Here is a 19,645-nt window from a genome sequence, read left to right as displayed (position 1 = left end):
ATCAGGTGAAGAGCTGCTGGTAGAAGGCCAGCTCGGCGGCGAGCGCCGCCGACCGGGTCTCGGCGCGGCGGAAGCCGTGCGACTCGCCCTCGAAGGCGAGATAGGTGCAGGCGATGCCGCGCTCCGACAGGGCGTCGGCGAAGGCGGCCGACTGCTCGGGCGGCACGATGGGGTCGTCGAGCCCCTGCAGGAGCAGCATCGGGCAGGTCATCCCGCCGACGAGGGCGAGCGGCTCGCGCTGCGCGTACACGTCCGGATCCTCCGGGCCGACCAGCCATTCGACATAGCGGGACTCGAAGTCGTGGGTGTGCGCGTTCAGCGGGGCCAGGGCGCTGACGCCGAAGTAGGAGACGCCGCCCGCGAACGTGTCGGACCGGCAGCAGGCGGCCATCACGGTCCAGCCGCCGGCGCTGCCTCCGCGCACGGCGATGCGGTCGGGGTCGGCCAGCCCTTCGGCGGCCAGCCAGCGGGCGGCCGCGACCGTGTCCGCCACGTCGACCAGTCCCCACTGCCCTTTCAGCCGCTCCCGGTAGGCCCTGCCATAGCCGGTGGAGCCGCCGTAGTTGACGTCGAGCACGCCGATGCCGCGCGAGGTGAGGAACGCCTTCTCCAGGTCGAGGGCGGTGCCGGCGTGCGCGGTCGGCCCGCCGTGCACGAAGACCACGTAGGGGAGCGGCCCGTCGACGGACTCCGCCGGGTGCGCCGGCGGGTAGAGGAAGGCGTGCACGGGGCCGTCCGCGCCGGGCAGCTCCACCGCCCGGGGCGTCGGCAGGTAGGCGGGGTCGGGCGGCTCCCCGGCGCCGCCTCCGAGCGCCTCGGCCTGCCCGGTCGCCGTGTCGACCCGCACGAGCGACCTCGCGGTGGCGGCGCCGTACGCCACGCCGACCAGGCAGGTGCCGTCGGCGGCCAGCGCCGGCTCCCACCCGTCGTAGCGCACGTCGAGGTCGGCGAGGACCCGCGTGCGCGGGTCCAGCACGCCCAACCGCAGGTCGCCGCGCCCGTGCAGGACCGCGAGCCGGCCGTCGCCGAGGATCGTGTACGGCAGGCCGCCGAGGTTCCACAGCGGCCAGGCGAACTCCTCCTCCATGGGGCACAGCGGCTGCGGCGAGCCGCCCTGGAGGCCGATCTCGTACAGGTTCCACCAGCCGGACAGGTCGGAGATCAGGTAGAGGCGCTCTCCGTCCTTCCACCGGGGAGCCAGGACCGACTCCTCCGCACCGCCGCGCACCGGCCAGGACAGCCCGTCGGACAGGCGGGTGACGCGTAGCTCGGTGCCGCCCCACGGCATGCGCGGGTGGCTCCAGCAGATGTAGGCGAGATGCTCCCCGTCGGGGGAGATGGCGGGGAAGGCGTAGAAGTCGCTGCCGGTGACCCGTTCGCGCATCTGACCGCCACCGCTCAGTGAGAGGGAGACGATGGCCCGCGCGATCTTGCCGTCGTCGAAGTGGCGCTCGCGCACGCACCACACGTGGCCGTCGTGGACGAGCAGGTCGGCGTAGCGCGAGTCCTCGCCCTCGGGGGAGATGGGGCTGATGGCGCCGGTGCTGTCGAGCAGGTAGAGGCGCTGGTCGGCGAGATTGGCGAAGACGACGTCGCCGCTGGGAGTCACGGTGTAGGGACGGCCGCCGTACTCGTGCACGCGGGTGCGGGCACACCAGGGGGCGGGCAGCAGCTCGCGGCGGGTGCCGTCGGCGGCGCGGTGCACGATGGTGGTGCGCCCGCCCTCTTCAGGACGGTCCTCCGTCCACCACGTCTGCCCGTCGAGCGCGGTGGGCCAGCCCGCCCGCGCTCCCGCACGGGCGACGTCGGCCGTGGAGATGGGTGAAGACCACGAAGCGGCGGGCATAACCGAATCCTGCCGGAAATCCCCGCCGCTCGTGTGCCGGATGATCGACGCCGTGCCTAGTTGTTGTTGCCCAGTCCGCCGCCGGCGCCCAGGCCGATGGCCTCCGCTCCGGGGGGCGCGACAGGGGGCGCCGCGGTCTTGCGGCTACGCCTGCTGCGCCGTTCGAGCACGTTGGCCACGTAGCTCAGCAGCAGGTTGAGGGCCACATAGATGATGCCGATGACGATCGCCGCCGGGATCAGCGAGCCGAAGAAGACAGCCGGCAGGATCTTGAACCCGGTGTTGAGCAGGTCGACGTAGGCGATGATGTAGCCGAGGGCGGTGTCCTTCAGCAGCACCACCAGCTGGCTGACGATCGCCGGCATCATCGCCGTGACGGCCTGCGGCAGCAGCACCAGCCGCATCACCTGGTTCTTGCGCATGCCCACGGCGAAGGCCGCCTCGGACTGGCCCTTGGGCACCGCGTAGACGCCCGCCCGGACCACCTCGGCCAGCACCGAGCCGTTGTAGAGGGTCAGGCCGAGCACCACGGCGATGAAGGCATAGTCGCCGCCGCCGAACACGTTCGGCGCCAGGTAGAAGATGAAGAAGATCAGCAGCAGCAGCGGGATCGCTCGGAAGACCTCCACCACCAGGCCCGCCGGGATGCGGATCCAGGCGTGGTCGGACAGCCGCGCCAGGCCGAAGATCATACCGAAGGCCAGAGCCAGCACCGCGGCCACCGCAGCGGCCCTCAGCGTGCCGATCAGACCGGGGATGATGTAGAACTCCCAGGTCTCCGCCTCGAGGAACGGCTGCCAGATCTTGGCTTCCCACTGGCCCTTCTCGTCGAAGCCGCGGTAGATCCAGAAGAGAACGGCCGCGACGGCCACCGCGCTGAGCAGTGTCAGCAGATGGTTGCGCACCCGCCCGCGCGGTCCTGGGCTGTCGAACAGAACGGAGGTCATCGGGCCACCGCCAGGCGTCGGGCCAACCAGCCGGTGAAGTAGCCGATGGGCATGGTCAGGGCCATGAAGGCCAGGATGAGCCCGATGAAGATCGGGATCGACGCGCCAGTGGTGTCGAAGGTGATCTTCATCACGGCCGCGGCGTCGGCGAGATAGCCGCCGGCGGTCGCCACCGTGGTGTTCTTGATCATGGCGATCATCACGCTGCCGAGCGGCGCGACCACGGCACGGAACGCCTGCGGCAGGATGATCAGCGACAGGGACTGCATGAACGTCAGCCCGATCGCCCTGGCCGCTTCCGCCTGCCCGAGGGGAACGGTGTTGATGCCCGCGCGCAGCCCTTCGCAGACGAACGCCGCCGTGTAGACCGACAGGCCCATGGCGACGATCCAGAAGGAGTTGGTCCTGGGCGCCTCGGAGAAGACCAGGCCGAGCTGGTCGCTCAGGCCCAGCGCGGAAAACGCCAGCACCAGCGTCAGCGGGGTGTTGCGCACCACGTTGACGTAGAAGGTGCCCGCCGCGCGCAGCACCGGTGTGGGGGAGACCCTCATCGCCACCAGGATCGTGCCGAGTATGAGGGAGGCGACCGCGGCCACGAGGGAGAGCTTGACGTTCTCCAGAAAGCCTTCCGCGAGGTCGGGCGCGTACTTGATCAGTTCGTCCATCGTGCTCCACCGCATAGGAGGGCGGCGGCCGGGATCCCGGCCGCCGCCTCTGATGTGACTAGCTGCAGCCCTCGGCGGGCGGCGCGGCCTCGGACACCTTCAGGCCCTCGATCCCGCCGAACCACTTCTCCAGCAGGGTCTTCATGGTGCCGTTGTCCCACAGCTTCTTCACCGCGGTGTTGATGGCCTCACAGGTCTTGGTGTCGCCCTTCTTCAGGCCGATGCCGTACTTCTCGTCCGTGAAGCCCTGGCCCAGCACCTTGAAGTTGCCGCCGGCCTGCTTGGCGAAGCCCGCGAGGATCAGGTCGTCGGTGGTCACCGCGTCGAGGTTGCTGCCGCCGAGCTTCTGGATGCACTCGGAGTAGTTGGCGGCGTCGACGGTGGTGGCGTCGAGGTCGAGCTCGCCGTCCGGCGGCGGGTCGGTGATCCGCTTGTAGGAGTTGGAGCCCGCGGCCTTGCAGATCTTCTTGCCGGTCAGGTCCTGCGGCTTGGTGATCGACGTGTCGTCCTTGCGCACCATCACGTCCTGGTGGGCGAGCACGTACGGGCCACCGAAGGTGACCTTCTGCTTGCGCTCCTCGGTGATGGAGTAGGTGGCGAAGACGATGTCCACCGTGCCGTTGGCCAGGAACGGCTCGCGGTTGGACGAGGCCGACTCCTTCCACTCGACCTGCACGTCCTTGCCGCCGTTGACTTCCTTGAGCACGGCCTTGGCCACGTCGACGTCGAAGCCCTCAGGCTCGGCGCCCTTCTTCAGGCCCAAGCTCGGCTGGTCCCACTTGGTGCCGACGACGACGGTGCCGCCACCAGTGATCTTGTCGGCAACGGTGGCATAGGTCTCGCCGCCACCGCCGCAAGCGCTCAAACCGGCGGCCAGGGCCGCAACGGAGAGCACCGCTCCCATACGACGCATGTGCATGTCTACCTGCCTCAATTTCAGTGCGTGAGGATCTTCGAAAGGAAGTCACGCGCCCGGTCGGTCTGCGCGTTGGTGAAGAACTCGTCGGGCGTGTTCTCCTCGACGATCTGCCCGTCGGCCATGAACACCACCCGATTGGCGGCCCTGCGGGCGAAACCCATCTCATGCGTGACGACCATCATGGTCATCCCGTCACGAGCCAGCCCGATCATGACGTCGAGCACCTCCTGCACCATTTCAGGGTCCAGCGCCGAGGTCGGCTCGTCAAACAGGATCATCTTCGGGTCCATGGCCAGCGCCCTGGCGATCGCCACCCGCTGTTGCTGGCCACCGGAGAGCTGGGCCGGATATTTGTCCGCCTGTGCCGCGATGCCGACCCGCTCCAGCAGCTCCATCGCCCGAGTGTCCGCAGCGTTCCTCGCCGTGCGGCGCACCTTGACGGGGCCGAGCGTGACGTTCTCGCGGATGGTCTTGTGGGCGAACAGATTGAAGGACTGGAACACCATGCCGACTTCGGACCTGAGCTTTGCCAGGCCTTTGCCCTCTTCGGGCAGCACCTGGCCGTCGAAGACTATTCTTCCGCCGTCAATCGTCTCCAGCCGGTTGATCGTCCGGCAGAGCGTGGACTTTCCGCCGCCGGAAGGACCGATGACGACCAGCACCTCGCCACGAGAGACGGTCAAGTTGATGTCCTTCAGGACGTGCAACGCCCCGAAGTGCTTGTTGACGTCCTCCATCTGCACCAGTGGAGTGACGTCCCCGTTCTCCGTCATGGATGAAAACGGTAGAGGCACTAAGGGCGCTGGTCACTAACTGAGCGGTACCGATCCGATCACATCATGCGGTCAAGCTGGACTTTTAGCCGCCCACGGACGTCGCAAGCCGTACAGCGACTACCCTTGAACCTGCCATGACTGTGACCCAGGAGAGCGCCCGCACATACGAAGTGCGCACATACGGGTGCCAGATGAACGTCCACGACTCCGAACGGCTGTCCGGCCTGCTGGAAGACGCCGGTTACGTGCCCGCGCCCGACGGTTCGAGCGCCGACGTGGTCGTGTTCAACACCTGCGCCGTGCGCGAGAACGCCGACAACCGCCTCTACGGCAACCTCGGCCACCTGCGGCCCGCCAAGATGAGCAACCCCCGCATGCAGATCGCCGTGGGAGGCTGCCTGGCCCAGAAGGACCAGGGCGAGATCGTCCGTAAGGCACCCTGGGTGGACGTCGTCTTCGGCACCCACAACATCGGCGCCCTGCCCGTGCTCCTGGAGCGCGCCCGCATCCAGGGCGAGGCGCAGGTCGAGCTCAAGGAGTCGCTCGAGGTCTTCCCCTCGACGCTGCCCACCAAGCGCGAGTCCGCCTACGCCGCCTGGGTGGCGATCTCCGTCGGCTGCAACAACACCTGCACCTTCTGCATCGTGCCGTCGCTGCGCGGCAAGGAGAAGGACCGGCGCCCCGGCGACGTCCTCGCCGAAGTGGCGACCCTCGTCGACCAGGGCGTTCTCGAAGTGACCCTGCTCGGCCAGAACGTCAACACCTACGGCGTCGAGTTCGGCGACCGGCTGGCGTTCGGCAAGCTGCTGCGCGCCTGCGGCTCCGTCGAAGGCCTGGAGCGGGTCCGCTTCACCTCTCCGCACCCGGCCGCCTTCACCGACGACGTCATCGCGGCCATGGCCGAGACGCCCAACGTCATGCACCAGCTCCACATGCCGCTGCAGTCGGGCTCCGACCGCGTGCTCAAGGCCATGCGCCGCTCCTACCGCGCCGACCGCTACCTCGGCATCATCGAGCGCGTCCGCGCCGCCATGCCCGACGCGGCCATCTCCACCGACATCATCGTCGGCTTCCCCGGCGAGACCGAGGAGGACTTCCAGGACACCCTGGAGGTCGTCCGGCGCAGCCGCTTCGCCAACGCCTTCACCTTCCAGTACTCCATCCGCGCCGGCACCCCTGCCGCGACCATGGCGGACCAGATCCCCAAGGAGGTCGTCCAGGAGCGTTACGAGCGCCTGGTCGCCCTGCAGGAGGAGATCTCCTGGGAGGAGAACAAGAAGCAGGTGGGCAGGACCCTCGAGGTGCTCGTGGCGGAGGGCGAAGGCCGCAAGGACGACGCGACCCGGCGCCTGTCGGGCCGCGCCCCCGACAACCGGCTCGTCCACTTCGCCACCGGCGACCACCGCCCGCGCCCGGGCGACATGGTCACGGTCGAGGTCACCTACGCGGCCCCCCACCACCTGGTGGCCGACGGCGCCGTCCGGTCGCTGCGGCGCACCCGGGCCGGCGACGCCTGGGAGGCCCGTCAGGGCAGGGCCCCGGCGGGAGGCGGCGTGCTCCTCGGCATGCCCGCCATCGGCCGCCCCGCCCCGCTCCCGGCGGCGGAGGGCTGTTCGGCGCACTGACGTGTTCGCGTGAGGGCCGCGGCCGCCGACCAGGGCTGAGGACCTCCGGGGACACGGCGGCTGATCCGCACGGGCCGGCCGCCTTGACGGCCGTCCCCGGCGTTCCCGTGTCCGGCCGTCGTACGAGTCGCGCTCTCAGCGGTTGAGGCCTTCGAGGGCCCGGTAGCAGTAGTCCCGCCGGAAGTCCTGGAAGGTGGCGCACGGATCCGGGCCGGGGAGGGCTGAAGTCCGAGGCGGGTCGGCGCGGGGCTCCGGGGCGGACGTGACTGTCGGGGAGGCCTGCGGGCCTGGTGAGGCCGCCCGCGCGGCGGGGGCCGTCAGCTGCGGCGCCGGCGTGCTCTCCGGCGGGGATCCGGCCTTCGGGCGGGAGCCGGCCTTCGACTCGGCGCCGGTGGGAGCCGGGACCATGAGAATCCAGCCAGGCGTGGCGGTGCTCCGGTCAGGGGTGTGGGCCGCGCCTGCCGCGGGGAGCAGGCCCGCCCGAGGCGTGGGGGGAGGGGTTCGGCCGGGCGCCGGGGTCAGCCACGAGGAGGGGGTCTGCGAAGGCGCGCCCGATCCATGGGCGGATGGTGTGCTTGATCTATTGAAAAGCGTGTTTTCCTGATCAAATTGGGGAGCGCTTTTCCGCACCGGGCTTTCTGGCTCGGTGAACGCCAGGAGAATTCCCAGGCCGGCGACGGCGACGACCCCGGCGACGCCCGCCGCAGGTGCGAGGCGGTCACGGCGACCTGGGCGAATGGCTCCAAGGGGGGACAAGTCGTGATTCCTTTGTGATTGGTGTGCGAGCAATCCTGTGTTGCGGCTAGTGTGGTCCATCGCCCGCGGAAGCCGGAGAGCTTTCCCGATACGACCGCAGGGAGCTGCAGCACCATGCAAGATCCGACCGAGCCGGATCGTCAGGACATCCTCGACGGGCCAGGCCGACACCCCAGGTCCGGCAGAAACAACAAGAAGATCGCCGCGATAGCCGCATCCGTCCTCGTCGCCGCCCTGGCCGTGGGTGGCGTCGGCTATGTGATGACCAGCGGCGACACCCCGGCCCAGGTGAGCCAGCCCGCCCGTCAGGCAGATCAGGCGCCCGCCGAGGACACCGGCAAGGGCGAGGATCTCCAGGACGAGGAAGCCGCGATGGGCGACGCCGAGACGGACGCCCCGTCCGACGAGGCCGCCGACGACGGCGTCGGCGACACGACGGGCAACCCGGGCGACCCCGGCACAGAGGACACCCCGTCGACCGACACGGGTTCGGAGGGCACCGAGACGCGGGACAAGGACGAGTCGAGCACCGGCAAGAAGCCGACGACGAAACCGACGTCGAAGCCGACGAAGCCGGCTCAGGAGGTTCCCGCCGACAACCCGGCGGACGGCCCCGCGGGCGCCGTCGGCGGCCAGTGCGCCAAGAGCGGCTGCTGACCCTCTCCGCGACCAGCGCGGTGAACGCGTCCGTCACCCTCCGGACCGCACGCCGCGCTGTCCATCGCCTGAAGTGGTCTGGCGCCAATCGCGTGCCGGTGACCGCCGACATGGAGCGCGGCTACGGCCTCGCGCCCGCCGAGCTGGTCGAGCGCCTGCTCGCCACGGGAGCGGCCGGATGCAACCTGGAAGACTCCGATCCCCGCTCAGGCGAGCTCGTCGACGTCGGGCGGCAGGCCGAGTTCCTGGCCGGAGTGCGGGCCGAGGCGGGGGCCGCGCTCGTCATCAATGCCAGGGTCGACACGTACATCACCGGACCGACCGGCGACAGGACCCACGCCGAGGCCGTCCGCCGGGCGCGGCGCTATCTGGAAGCCGGAGCCGACTGCGTCTACCCGATCGGGCTCGCGGACGAGGCGGCGATCGAGGCCCTGGTCACGGAGGTCGGGGAGCCGGTCAACATCCTGTTCAGGCCCGGCGCGCCCAGCCTCGGACGGCTGGCCGGGCTGGGGGTGGCCCGCGTGAGCTACGGGCACGGGCTGCACCAGGCCGCGCACGCGTACGCCGTCAGGATGATCGAGGCCGTGAGGGAGGGACGCGACCCCTACCAGCTCCGCTAGCCCGATTACGCTTGCGCCTGTGCTTGTCGCCGCGGCCGTCTGCCCGCACACCCCGCTGATCGTGCCCGACCTGGCCGGCCTCGCCCAGGCCGAGCTGTACGAGATCCGCTCCGCCTGCCACGCCGCGGTCGCCGCGCTGCGCGCCGCCGGTCCCGACCTGCTGGTTGTCGTGGGCGGGGCGGACGTCACCATGCGGTACGGCGCGCAGGCGGCGGGTTCGCTGCGGCCGTGGGGAGTCGACGTCATGACGGGCCGGGGCGAGCCGGTCCTGCCCCTGTCGCTGACGGTCGGCCGCTGGCTGCTGGAGAGCGGTTCGTACGACCTGGAGGCGGTCGCCTTCCAGGCCGTGGCCTCGGCCGCGGAACCGGGCGAGTGCCTGGCGCTCGGCGGCAAGCTGGTGAGCGACGGCAGGGTGGCGTTGCTGGTCATGGCCGACGGCTCGGCATGCCTGACCCCGAAGGCCCCCGGGCACCACGACCCGGCGGCTCAGCCGTACGACGATCTGATCGTGCGCGCGCTCGGCGGCGCGGACGTCGCGGCGCTCGCCGGGCTCGACCCGATCGCGGCCGACAGGCTCTGGGTCGGCGGGCGGGCGGCCTTGCAGGTGCTGGCAGGGGCGGCGGCGGGTGGTGACTTCGGCGGCCGGCTGCTCGCGCAGGCGGCGCCGTACGGGGTGGGGTACTTCGCGGGGGTGTGGGAGGGCCGGCCCTAGCCGACCGGCCCGCGCCTTCTCATGCCTGTGAAGACGCGGGCCGGCTCGGGTCGCGGACGCTCAGGCCCGCGCGCCGGCCATGGCCTTGCACGCCTCGGCGCACGCGCGGCAGGCGTCGGCGCAGCGCTTCATCGTCGCGTCGTCGCTCATGGTCATGCACGCCTCGGCACACTTGGTGGCCGCCTGGGCGCACATCTTGGCCATGTCCATCGCCATCGGCGAGCGGCGCATGACCATGTCGGCGCAGACGCGGGTCATGTCGGCACAGTCCATGAGGGCGCCCATCATCGCCATGTCGACATGCCTGCCGCCCTGCTTCAGGCAGTAGGTCATGGTCTGCTCGCACGACCTGTGACTTTCCATGCATGAGTCAATGCATTTCTGCATTTCGGGACTCAGCTGTTCCTCTGTCTTCACTTATCTCTCCCGTCTCGACGGCCCACTCCGGGTTTTCGGTGCGGCCGTAGGGCTCCACGTCGTCGAATACCCGTAATTCGGCGTAAAAATGGTGATGTTGCATGTTTTTAGCGGCAGTTTTAGTGAATTTGAAGACGGTGTCCGGAGGGGCGTCCTGGGCGGCATTCCGCTATTTCAGGTCTCTATGGTGGAGATAGGGGTGACCCCCGTTGGTGCCTGTGTGGTTGCCCTGTGATATGCCTGAGCTCACAGGGCTGGGCCCCCGTTGGCCGGGCCCTGACCGCGGTCTCGCGCCATTCGTGGATTCGCATTCATCGCGGTGGTCGGACGCTTTTTTGTGCATCCGTCGAATATCGCTCTCCGAAAGATTCGGGGCGAATTCATCCGCCATTCCCGGAGCTATTAACGCCGGCGGGGGACCGGGATCTTCATCAGGTCTCTGGCCAGGATGACGTCGCCGTCGTAGCTGCGTCGCACCTCTTCCATGAAGGCCGGCTCCTGGGTGAAGCCGTACCTTTCGGAAAAGTGGGTCAGGACGAGCCGCCGGACGCCGGCGTCGGCCGCGACGAGGCCGGCCTCGTAGGCGGTGAGGTGGCCGTACTCCTTGGCCAGGGGGCCTTCCGAGGACAGGAACGTGGACTCGATGACCAGGAGGTCGACGCCGGAGGCGAGCTCGAAGACGGTGTCGCAGAGGCGGGTGTCCATGATGAAGGCGGCGCTCTGTCCGGGTTTGGGAACGCTGCACTGGGCGAGGGTGACGCCGCGCACGGAGCCGGTGCGCTGAAGTTCGCCGACCTCGGGGCCGCGGATGCCGTGGGCGGCGAGCCGGTCGGGGAGCATGCGGATGCCGGACGGCTCCTGGACGCGGTAACCGTAGGACTCGACGGGGTGCGACAGGCGGCGCGCGGTCAGGGGGCCGACGGCGGCGAGAGGGCCTGTGAGGGGGTGTTCCTGGATGACCTCGGTGTCGGCGAAGGCGGCGGCGTGGCGGAGCCTGCGCCAGTAGGCCTGGCCGGAGGCGGGGTAGACGGCTCGCACCGGATGGCGGACCCTGTCGCGGGCGATGCGCTGGACGACGCCGGGAACGCCGAGGCAGTGGTCGCCGTGGAAGTGGGTCAGGCAGAGCCAGTGCACGTCGTTGGCGCTCACGCCGGCGTGCAGCATCTGCCGCTGGGTTCCCTCACCGGGATCGAAGAGATAGCCCTGGCCGTCCCAGCGCAGAAGGTAGCCGTTGTGGTTGCGGTGCCGGGTGGGCACCGCGCTGGAGGTGCCTAGGACGACGAGTTCACGCGAGGACACGAGCGCGATGCTAGACGTTCAGGACGTATGACGCTCTTTCCCGCTCGCGGATCGGGTGGCTCGCCCGGACGAAATCGCCCCGCCACGCGGTTACGGTTCAGTGAGGAACCACCGAGCATGACTGACACGAGGACATGATGATCACGGTCGCGTTCGCCGAGGTGCCGACGCCGGTCGGCGCATTCGTGCTGGCCCTCACCGAGGACGGTCTGGTCGCGTCGGGCTGGGGCTCTCCCGAGGGCCTGCGCGATCGCCTCGGCATGCCCGAGGTGCACGACCCGGATCGTACGGATTCCGCGGCCGCGGAGTTGCGCGCCTACTTCGACGGCGGGTTGCGGCGGTTCGAGACGCCGATCGACTGGCGGCTCACCTCGGGCTCGCGCCGCCAGGTGCTCCAGGCGCTGCACGAGGTCCCGTACGGCACGGCCGTCACCTACGGGGAACTGGCCGTCCGCAGCGGCTCCAGCGTGCCGGCCCGGGGAATCGGCTCGATCATGGGCTCGAACCCGCTGCCGATCGTGGTGCCCTGCCATCGGGTGGTGGCGGGCAACGGGCTCGGCGGATTCAGCGGCGGGGTCGGGGTCGAGACGAAGCGCTGGCTGCTGACCCACGAGGGTTACCTGCAGCCGACGCTGCTCGATCTCTGACCGGCCCGGGCACACTCCGACCGTTGACACACTTGTCGGTGTGCGCCAGCAGCCAGTGATCGCCGTCGTGGGTCCCACCGCGGCCGGGAAGTCGGACCTCGCCGTGGACATCGCGCTCCGGTTGGGGGGCGAGTGCGTCAACGCCGACTCCATGCAGCTCTATCGCGGCATGGACATCGGCACGGCCAAGCTCACGCCCGCCGAGCAGCGAGGGGTGCCGCACCATCTGCTGGACGTCTGGGACGTGACGGTGACCGCCAGCGTGGCGGAGTATCAGCGGCTCGCCAGGCCCGTCATGGACGCCGCCAGCGTGCCCGTGCTGGTCGGCGGCAGCGGGCTGTACGTACGGGCGGCGATCGACGACCTGGAGTTTCCCGGGACCGATCCGGAGATCAGGGCACGGCTGGAGGCCGAGCTCGACGAGCGGGGGACGGCGCCGCTGTACGAGAGGCTGCGCGAGCTGGATCCGCCGGCGGCGGCCGCCATCCTGCCGAGCAACGGGCGCCGCATCGTGCGGGCGCTGGAGGTGATCGAGCACTCCGGGAGGCCGTTCTCGGCCACCATGCCGTCCTACGACGCGGTCTATCCGAGCGTGCAGATCGGGCTGGAGGTGCCGCGCCCCGAGCTCGACCGGCGGATCGAGGTCAGGGTCGAGCGCATGTGGGCGGCCGGGCTGGTGGAGGAGGTGCGCCGCCTCCTCGGGCAGGGCCTGGCGGAGGGGCGGACGGCGGGCCGGGCGCTCGGCTACGCCCAGGTGATCCGCTTCCTGCGGGGGGAGTGGACCGAGGAGCAGGCCTTCGCCGAGACGGTCCGGGCGACCAGGCGGTTCGCCCGGAGACAGGAGTCCTGGTTCCGCCGTGACCCCCGGGTCTGCTGGCTGCCCCACGACGCCCCGGATCTGCTGGAGCGGTCCCTGGTGCGGATAGCGGGCGCCGGCTCGGCATAAAATTGAACAATGCGTTTTCTCAAGGGGCACGGCACCGAGAACGATTTCGTCATCCTTCCCGATCCTGACGGCGAGCTGGACCTGCACACCTCGCTCGTGGCGTCGATCTGCGACAGGAGAGCCGGGATCGGCGCCGACGGCGTGCTCCGCGTGGTGCGCTCCAAGCAGGTGCCGGAGGTGGCCGACCAGGCGGCCGGGGCCGAATGGTTCATGGACTACCGCAACGCCGACGGCGGCATGGCCGAGATGTGCGGCAACGGCGTGCGCGTCTTCGCCCGCTATCTGGTCGAGGCGGGGCTGGCCGCGCCCGGCGAGTTCGGGATCGCCACCAGGGGCGGCATCAGGAAGGTGCGGCTGGAGTCCACCGGCGAGGTCACCGTCGACATGGGCAAGCCGGTGGTGCTCGGCGAGAGCGTCACGATCGTCTCAGGCCAGGAGTTCACCGGCCTGCACATCGATGTCGGCAACCCGCACCTGGCCTGCTCGATCGGCGAGCCGGTCACCCAGCTGGAGCTCGACCACCAGCCCTACTTCGACCCGGCCGTCTTCCCCGAGGGCGTCAACATCGAGCTGTTCAACCCGGTCGGCACCAGCCGCGCGGTGATGCGCGTCTACGAGCGGGGCTCGGGCGAGACGCGCTCGTGCGGCACCGGCGCGGTGGCCACGGCGGTCGCCGCGGCCGCGCTGTCGGGCGACACCACCGGCACCTGGCTGGTGGAGGTGCCCGGTGGCACGCTCACCGTCATCCTGGAAGAGGAAACCAGCTATCTGCGTGGCCCGGCCGTGATCGTGGCCTCGGGAAATCTGACGCTTGCAGAATGATGTTCTCCTAGGGCATGCTGAGTTCACTTCCTGGACCGAGAGGGGTGGACATGGCGGATCCGCGGACCACGGCCGTCCGGGTCAAGGCGCCGATCGGACAGTACGGCGGAGGCTTCATGATCTCCAGAGAAGCCAAGGCCGTCTGCGAGGAGTACGGTCTCGGCGCGCGTGAGCTCTACTTCCGTGGCCGCTGCGGCGTGCTCGGCGAGTGCGACGCCGACGTCGTCACCTCGGTGGCGGTCTTCTTCCCGCCCGAGTACGTCGAGGAGAACTGGAACGGCGGCCGCAAGCTGCCCACCGAGCAGGCCGTCGAGCTCTACGCCGGGATTTGCGCGGCCTGGGGCCGGCGCAGGCTCGGCGACTACGACGGCTGCGCGCGGATCGCCGAGCTGCTCGAACCGGTCGTGCGGCAGGCCTCGTCGATCGGCGCCCCGCTGTTCGCCGGATGGCGGGCCGTGCCCCTGCCGGACGACGCGCCCGCGCGGGCCACCCAGCTCATGCACGTGGTGCGGGAGCTGCGCGGTGGCCTGCACGCCAACGCGGTGGTCGCGCAGGGACTGCATCCCCTGCAGGCGACACTCGCGGCCGACCACGACGCGACGCCGTTCGGGCAGACGACCGGTGAGCTGATCGCCAGATTCTTCGCCTGGCCGGAGCCCTATGCCGAGCCCGATCCCGACGTGGTCGCTCGCCGGTCCGTGGCCGAAGAGGCCACCGATGATCTGATGGCATCCGTATTTTCTCCCCTCAACAACGACGAATCGGACGAGCTCATCGAGCTTCTGCGTTTTGGGCACGCTCGTTGACCTGGCAGACTGACTGCCCATGGACGTGGACATCTGGGCCTGGGTCGGCGAAACCCAGCAGCAGCTTTCTGAGGCCGGCAACGTCGGCCTCGCCATGGCGCTGGGAGACCTCCCCGCACAGGCCTACGAAGGGCGCTTCCCGCAGCTCGACGTGATGGCTCCGGCCATCGCGCAGCAGGCGGAGGCCCTGGAGCAGCCATGGCTGGAGTTCTACGCCCGCTACTGGCACCTGCTCGGCCGCATCGGCGACCGGGCGCAGGGAGCCGTCGCCGTCGAGGACGCCGAGCAGCTGCTCGCGTTCGCCCAGCGCGAAGAGGTGCGCTCCTGCCCGGCCACGCCGGCCGCCGTGGAGGCGCTCGCGCTCGCCTGGGCCAACACCGACGGCCCCGGCTACAGCGCCGAGCGCATCGAGACGCTCGGCGCGGTCATCGAGCAGCTCGAGCCGGCCGACCCCGCCTACACCGGGCTGGTGACGCAGTACGTCGCGGCCCTGGTCGACGCGGGGCGCGAGGGCGAGGCCGTCACCTACGCGGAGTCCGCCGTCGAGCGGCTGGGCGCCGCGGGCCGCCAGGCGAGCTGGGAGCTCGGCGCCGAGAGCGCCCGCGCGCTGCTGGCCGCAGGCCGCGCCGAGGACGCGCTGACCGCGCTGCAGGCCGCCGCGGGCTTCCAGGCCGACGACCCGGTGGCCAAGGACCACCGCGACGGCGTGCGCCGCGCGCTCGTCCTGGCCACGCTCGGCCGGATCGCCGAGGCCGTCGACGCGCTGCCCGACCTCGACGTGGTCGGCGAGCACCCGAGGGTCTTCGTCGAGTGGGCGCGGGCGGTCGGCAAGCTGGCCGGCTCCGCCCAGATCACCAACACCTGGCAGCTCGGCCGCGTGCTGCGCCAGTGGATCGACTACTTCGGCATGATGGGCGGCTACCACGCGCGCGTCGAGCTCGCGCTGATCGCCGGCGACCTGGCCGTCGCCAGGCAGGGCGTGTGGCAGGCCAGGCTGCTGGCGGACCTGGCCGAGTCCGCCGCGGGGGAGCTGCGTGACAGCACGGGCGTCGCCGAGCGGATCGCCGCGCTGCGCGCCGCCGCCGGCGCGACCACGGAGCCCGCCGCGCCGGGCCCCGTCGCCGAGCGCGTCGCCTACTTCGACGCCGCCGACGGCTACAACGCCGACCCCGAGCGCTGGGTCGGCTGGCTGGCCCCGCTGTCGGGCCAGGACATCGAGGCGACCCGCCGCCACACCACCACGATGGGCTTCCTGGGCTACCCGTCGACCGGCGCCGACATCTACTGGAAGATGCTCGTCGACACCGGCGACATCGCGAGCGCCGACTCCGACGACATCGCCTACCTGACCACCCTGCTCATCGAGGCCCGCCAGGACGAGCGCCTGGAGCAGATGGCCGCGACGCTCCCGCACGACGCCCAGCACCTCGCGCTGGCCCGCCTGCACAGTGCGCGCGAGCGCTGGCCGGAGACGCTCGACGCCGCCGAGCACGCCGTGGCGGCCGGGGCCGGGGTGGAGGCACGCCGCCTCGCCGCGGGCGCCGCCCAGCAGCTCGACCAGAATGCCAGGGGCGCCGCGGTGCTGCTGGAGGTCCTCGACGAGCTCACCGACGAGGACACCTGGCGCATGATCGTCATGGCCACCGCCGGCGAGGACTGGGAGACCGTCCGCAAGGGCGCCGCCAAGATCGGCATGCCGATCAAGTCCACCGAGGGGCCGATCGAGGAGGAGATGGGCCTCATCCGGGTCATCCTCCCCGCGCCCGACGGCGGCCAGCGCCAGGTGCTGTCCATCCGCACCGGCCCGGCCACGGCCAGGCTGGCGCTGCCGCAGCCGCGCGGCATGGACTACAACGCGGGCGACCTGGTCGTGTTCGACCCGCAGTTGCTGGAGCCGCTGCCCGAAGACCCCCAGGAGCAGCAGAACTTCGTGCCGCCCTTCGCGGCGGTGAGCATCCTGCGGCCCGGCGGCTACACCAGCTACTTCTTCGACGGCGCCGCGCCCAGCGAGACGGACTGGACCGAGTTCACCGAGGTCATGGCCGAGCGCGGCTGGCCGATGTGGGTCTACAGCGACGAGAACTACCAGGTGACCCATCCGACGAGCGGTGAGCAGATCCCCGGCGTGTTCGGCTGGGTGGCGGTGCCGCCCGACGTCTCTCCCGTAGAGGTGGACGCGCTGCTCGACGACGCCACCGAGCGCTGGTCGCACCCGCTGGCCTGGCTCGACCTCGCCCGCGAGGTCGACGTCGAGGTCGAGCGGCACGAGCGGATCGTCAAGGAGTACGGGCTCTAGCATGCTGGCGCGCTTCAGCCTCGCGGGCAAGGTGGCCGTCGTCACCGGGGCGTCCTCCGGGCTGGGCGTGGCCTTCGCCCGAGGGCTGGCCGAGGCGGGCGCCGACATCGTGATCGGCGCCCGTCGCGAGGATCGCCTGGGTGAGACGCGGCGGCTGGTCGAGCAGACCGGCCGCCGTTGCCTGGCCGTGGCCACCGACGTGACGCGGCCGGAGGAGTGCCAGGCGCTGGTCTCGGCGGCGGTGGACGAGCTGGGCGCCGTGGACGTGCTGATCAACAATGCCGGGGTCGGCACGGCCGTGCCCGCGCTGCGCGAGACGCCGGAGGAGTTCCGGCAGGTGGTCGACGTCAACCTGCACGGCACCTACTGGATGGCGCAGGCCTGCGCCAAGGTGATGCGCCCCGGCTCGTCGATCGTCAACATCGGCAGCATCCTCGGCGAGACGACCGCGGGGCTTCCTCAGGCCGCCTACAGCGCGTCCAAGGCGGCGGTGATCGGGCTGACCCGAGACCTGGCGCAGCAGTGGACCGGGCGGCGCGGGATCCGCGTCAACTGCCTGGAGCCCGGCTTCTTCGTCTCGGAGATGACCGAGCAGTACCGGCCCGGCTACCTGGAACGGATGCTGGAGCAGCGCGTGGTCATGGGACGCGCGGGCGATCCGGCCGAGCTGGTGGCGGCCGCGATCTTCCTGGCGAGCGACGCGTCGTCGTACGTCACCGGGGTGACGCTCCCGGTAGACGGCGGCATTCTCATCACCTGATAGCTTTTGGCGCGGTAATTCGGGACTTGGAGGCACAATGCAGGACATTGACAGGCTTGCTGCCGTGATCCGTGACGAGCGTCCGTGGGGTGGCTTCGAGCGCTACACGCTCAACGAGGTGTCCACGGTGAAGATCATCTCGGTGTCGCCCGGCCAGCGGCTCAGCCTGCAGCGCCACGAGCACCGCGACGAGCTCTGGGTGGCGCTGGACCCGGGCTGCGTCTTCGAAGTGGACGGCGAGCGCCTGGAGCCGGCCGTCGGTGACCGGGTCCTGATCCGCGCCGGCCAGACCCACCGCCTCAGCTCCTCCGGCCCCGCCACCCGCATCCTCGAAGTCGCCTTCGGCCACTTCGACGAGGACGACATCGAGCGTCTCGAAGACGCTTACGGGCGCTCCTAGCTCCGGCGCAGAAGGGCTGCCCGCCTCTAGGGCAGCAGCCCCTGCTGGGCGGCGAGGAAGCCCGCGTGAAAGCGGGTGCGCGCGCCCAGCCGGCCGGACAGCTCCTGGACCCGTCGCTGGACGGTGCGCGGGCTGAGGCCGAGCTGCCTGGCGATGGCGTCGTCCTTCATGCCGACGGCCAGCAGGGCGAGCACCGCCCGGTCCGAGGGCTGCGGCCAGGACTCGGCCTCGATGGAGTTGTCCGTCGACAGGCGCAGCGGCACCGCGGTCTGCCAGAGCACCTCGAACAGTCCGACCAGCGCGTCGAGCAGCGCCGAGGGATGCACGACGAGGGCGCTTTCCACGGCCCGGTTCTCGTCGGAGACCAGCGGCAGCATGGCCGTGCGGGAGTCGGCGATTGCCAGCTTGACCGGCACCTGGCCCATCCGGGCCTGCTCGCCGTCGGCGATGGCGCGGCGGGTGTGCTCCAGCATGCCGGGCTCCTCGAACGCCAGCGGGCCGTAGATCCCGCGGGTGGGCGCGCCCCGGCGGGCGGCCCGCTGCCGGTTCTCCCCGTCGTCGGTGATGTCGACGGCGTACGGCGGGTGGACGAGCACGAGCATCTCGCCGGTGGCGTTGCGTTCGAGCTGCAGGTAGCGCCGGGCGACGGCGTCCCGGCCGGTCACCACCTCCAGGACCTCCTCCGGGTGCGGCCCGGCCCGGTCGGCCACCTCGGTGGCGAGCAGGGCGGCGGCCGCCCTGCTGTGCGTGATCTCCTCCTGGCGGCGGGCCACCAGCACGTCGATGGCCACGTTCGGCGGTGTGGCGATCAGCCGCAGTGGCCGGCCGGCGACGCGCGAGATCAGGCCGAGGTCCTCCAGCCGGGGCAGCATGCGGCGGATGGCGGCCGCGGACGCGCCGGTCTCGCCGGCGAGCTGGCTGAGCGTGGCGGGGCCGTGGCGCAGCAGGGCCCGGTATGCCGTCTCTTCCGTGACGGTGACCCCGAGGCCCTCAAGTAACCGCCGTTGCGCCATGGTGCGGCTCACCGTCCCGTCGTGGCATGGTCAGGGATCAGCGTAGAGGTGGGCGAACCGGACGGCCAAGGCGGGTTCACGACAAGTCCGTTCGCCGCCAGGGCGTCGCTAACGTGCGTAGAGCCCTCGCAGTGCCGTCTCCACGAGGGTGTCGGCGTACTCGTGCGTCAGCGGGCCGCTGCGGTGCAGCCATCGGTTGAGCATGGGGCCCCACACCAGCTCGACGGCCACGTCCAGGTCGAGGTCGGCAGGGAGCCGGCCCGCCTCCTGGGCGCTGCGCAGGCGGTTCTTCTTGAGCTCCTTCATGGGCCGGTCGAGCCGCTCGGCGTAGAGCTCGGCCAGGGCCGGATCGCTCATGATCTCGATGTTGAGTGCGCGCAGCGGCTGGTCGAAGCGCGGATCGTTCAGCTCGTCGGCCGTGGCGCGCAGTACCAGCTTGAGGTCGGCCTCCAGGTCACCGGTGTCCGGCAGGTCGGCGCCATCCTGGCCCTCCGACAGCGCCAGCATGGCGTCGAAGAGCACCGCGCCCTTGGACGGCCACCAGCGGTAGATCGTCTGCTTGCCGACGCCCGCGCGGGCGGCGATGCCCTCGATGCTGAGCTTGGCGTAGCCGACCTCGCCGACGAGCTCGAACGCCGCTGTGAGGATGGCCCTGCGTGAGGCCTCGCTGCGGCGGGTGGTGTCCGGGGTACGCTTCATGTCGGCCACGCTAGCAC

Annotated in this window: 21 protein-coding genes; 11 read left to right on the top strand and 10 right to left on the bottom strand. The window is 70.7% G+C overall.

Features of this window, described 5'->3' with window-relative positions:
* Nucleotide 1: 1 nt before the first annotated feature.
* The 5 genes from V5E28_RS03460 to V5E28_RS03440 are packed head-to-tail and all read right to left on the bottom strand — an operon-like array spanning nt 2 to nt 5,114.
* Entirely contained in the window at nt 2–1,846 is a 1,845-nt protein-coding gene (locus V5E28_RS03460) for a S9 family peptidase (protein ID WP_336204834.1), read from the bottom strand.
* 56 nt (nt 1,847–1,902) lie between these two features.
* The gene (locus V5E28_RS03455) at nt 1,903–2,793 is read right to left on the bottom strand and encodes an amino acid ABC transporter permease (protein WP_336204833.1); all 891 of its coding nucleotides are present in this window, start codon (nt 2,791–2,793) and stop codon (nt 1,903–1,905) included.
* Nucleotides 2,790–3,458, bottom strand: coding sequence for an amino acid ABC transporter permease (locus tag V5E28_RS03450; protein ID WP_336204832.1), 669 nt, complete (start codon nt 3,456–3,458; stop codon nt 2,790–2,792). Before V5E28_RS03450 ends, V5E28_RS03455 begins: the two co-directional genes overlap by 4 nt.
* Before the next feature lie 58 nt (nt 3,459–3,516).
* Entirely contained in the window at nt 3,517–4,377 is an 861-nt protein-coding gene (locus V5E28_RS03445) for a glutamate ABC transporter substrate-binding protein (RefSeq protein ID WP_336204831.1), read from the bottom strand.
* A gap of 17 nt (nt 4,378–4,394) precedes the next feature.
* Nucleotides 4,395–5,114 (bottom strand): amino acid ABC transporter ATP-binding protein, encoded by a 720-nt coding sequence (locus V5E28_RS03440; protein WP_442945762.1) that lies wholly within the window; start codon nt 5,112–5,114, stop codon nt 4,395–4,397.
* 173 nt (nt 5,115–5,287) lie between these two features.
* Between V5E28_RS03440 and miaB the strand changes: the two genes are divergently transcribed.
* On the top strand, nt 5,288–6,778 hold the full coding sequence (gene miaB / locus V5E28_RS03435; protein ID WP_336204829.1) for a tRNA (N6-isopentenyl adenosine(37)-C2)-methylthiotransferase MiaB: 1,491 nt from the start codon (nt 5,288–5,290) through the stop codon (nt 6,776–6,778).
* 135 nt (nt 6,779–6,913) lie between these two features.
* Here the strand turns inward: miaB and V5E28_RS03430 are convergent, their stop codons facing one another.
* The gene (locus V5E28_RS03430; protein WP_336204828.1) at nt 6,914–7,186 is read right to left on the bottom strand and encodes a hypothetical protein; all 273 of its coding nucleotides are present in this window, start codon (nt 7,184–7,186) and stop codon (nt 6,914–6,916) included.
* Between the two features lie 462 nt (nt 7,187–7,648).
* On the opposite strand from V5E28_RS03430, the gene V5E28_RS03425 reads away from it, so the two are divergent.
* Genes V5E28_RS03425 through V5E28_RS03415 form a run of 3 tightly spaced genes read left to right on the top strand, consistent with a single transcriptional unit; the run spans nt 7,649 to nt 9,523 of the window.
* Entirely contained in the window at nt 7,649–8,191 is a 543-nt protein-coding gene (locus V5E28_RS03425; RefSeq protein ID WP_336204827.1) for a hypothetical protein, read from the top strand.
* Nucleotides 8,170–8,811 carry an isocitrate lyase/phosphoenolpyruvate mutase family protein gene (locus V5E28_RS03420; RefSeq protein WP_336204826.1) on the top strand — a complete coding sequence of 214 codons (642 nt, stop codon included), beginning with the start codon at nt 8,170–8,172 and terminating at the stop codon, nt 8,809–8,811. Before V5E28_RS03425 ends, V5E28_RS03420 begins: the two co-directional genes overlap by 22 nt.
* 19 nt (nt 8,812–8,830) lie before the next feature.
* Nucleotides 8,831–9,523 (top strand): hypothetical protein, encoded by a 693-nt coding sequence (locus V5E28_RS03415; protein ID WP_336204825.1) that lies wholly within the window; start codon nt 8,831–8,833, stop codon nt 9,521–9,523.
* 60 nt (nt 9,524–9,583) lie between these two features.
* Here V5E28_RS03415 and V5E28_RS03410 read toward each other — a convergent pair whose 3' ends face one another.
* Together V5E28_RS03410 and V5E28_RS03405 are read right to left on the bottom strand one after the other, a co-directional pair.
* Nucleotides 9,584–9,886 carry a four-helix bundle copper-binding protein gene (locus V5E28_RS03410; protein ID WP_336204824.1) on the bottom strand — a complete coding sequence of 101 codons (303 nt, stop codon included), beginning with the start codon at nt 9,884–9,886 and terminating at the stop codon, nt 9,584–9,586.
* 456 nt (nt 9,887–10,342) lie between these two features.
* Nucleotides 10,343–11,239 carry a ribonuclease Z gene (locus V5E28_RS03405; protein WP_336204823.1) on the bottom strand — a complete coding sequence of 299 codons (897 nt, stop codon included), beginning with the start codon at nt 11,237–11,239 and terminating at the stop codon, nt 10,343–10,345.
* A 134-nt stretch (nt 11,240–11,373) separates the two neighbouring features.
* On the opposite strand from V5E28_RS03405, the gene V5E28_RS03400 reads away from it, so the two are divergent.
* From V5E28_RS03400 to V5E28_RS03370, 7 genes are all read left to right on the top strand, one after another.
* Nucleotides 11,374–11,886 carry a methylated-DNA--[protein]-cysteine S-methyltransferase gene (locus V5E28_RS03400; RefSeq protein WP_336204822.1) on the top strand — a complete coding sequence of 171 codons (513 nt, stop codon included), beginning with the start codon at nt 11,374–11,376 and terminating at the stop codon, nt 11,884–11,886.
* A gap of 40 nt (nt 11,887–11,926) precedes the next feature.
* A complete protein-coding gene (miaA, locus tag V5E28_RS03395) occupies nt 11,927–12,832 on the top strand; it encodes a tRNA (adenosine(37)-N6)-dimethylallyltransferase MiaA (RefSeq protein ID WP_336204821.1) in 906 nt (301 codons plus the stop codon).
* Nucleotides 12,833–12,841: 9 nt separating this feature from the next.
* Complete coding sequence (dapF, locus tag V5E28_RS03390; RefSeq protein ID WP_336204819.1) at nt 12,842–13,654, top strand: diaminopimelate epimerase; 813 nt, start codon at nt 12,842–12,844, stop codon at nt 13,652–13,654.
* A gap of 50 nt (nt 13,655–13,704) precedes the next feature.
* Complete coding sequence (locus V5E28_RS03385; protein WP_336204818.1) at nt 13,705–14,460, top strand: SCO6745 family protein; 756 nt, start codon at nt 13,705–13,707, stop codon at nt 14,458–14,460.
* Between the two features lie 19 nt (nt 14,461–14,479).
* Nucleotides 14,480–16,756, top strand: coding sequence for a tetratricopeptide repeat protein (locus V5E28_RS03380; protein WP_336204817.1), 2,277 nt, complete (start codon nt 14,480–14,482; stop codon nt 16,754–16,756).
* 1 nt (nt 16,757) lies between these two features.
* Nucleotides 16,758–17,516: an SDR family NAD(P)-dependent oxidoreductase gene (locus V5E28_RS03375; protein WP_336204816.1), complete on the top strand. Its 759-nt coding sequence runs from the start codon at nt 16,758–16,760 to the stop codon at nt 17,514–17,516.
* A gap of 64 nt (nt 17,517–17,580) precedes the next feature.
* A complete protein-coding gene (locus V5E28_RS03370; protein WP_336204815.1) occupies nt 17,581–17,916 on the top strand; it encodes a phosphomannose isomerase type II C-terminal cupin domain in 336 nt (111 codons plus the stop codon).
* Nucleotides 17,917–17,942: 26 nt separating this feature from the next.
* Here V5E28_RS03370 and V5E28_RS03365 read toward each other — a convergent pair whose 3' ends face one another.
* Nucleotides 17,943–18,941 (bottom strand): helix-turn-helix domain-containing protein, encoded by a 999-nt coding sequence (locus V5E28_RS03365; protein WP_336204814.1) that lies wholly within the window; start codon nt 18,939–18,941, stop codon nt 17,943–17,945.
* Nucleotides 18,942–19,037: 96 nt separating this feature from the next.
* Nucleotides 19,038–19,628, bottom strand: a complete 591-nt coding sequence (locus tag V5E28_RS03360; RefSeq protein ID WP_336204813.1) for a TetR/AcrR family transcriptional regulator — start codon at nt 19,626–19,628, stop codon at nt 19,038–19,040.
* Between the last annotated feature and the right edge of the window lie 17 nt (nt 19,629–19,645).

Origin of the sequence: Nonomuraea sp. LPB2021202275-12-8, assembly GCF_037044575.1 — a bacterium.
GTDB lineage: Bacteria > Actinomycetota > Actinomycetes > Streptosporangiales > Streptosporangiaceae > Nonomuraea.
This window is presented reverse-complemented; position numbering and strand designations above follow the sequence as displayed.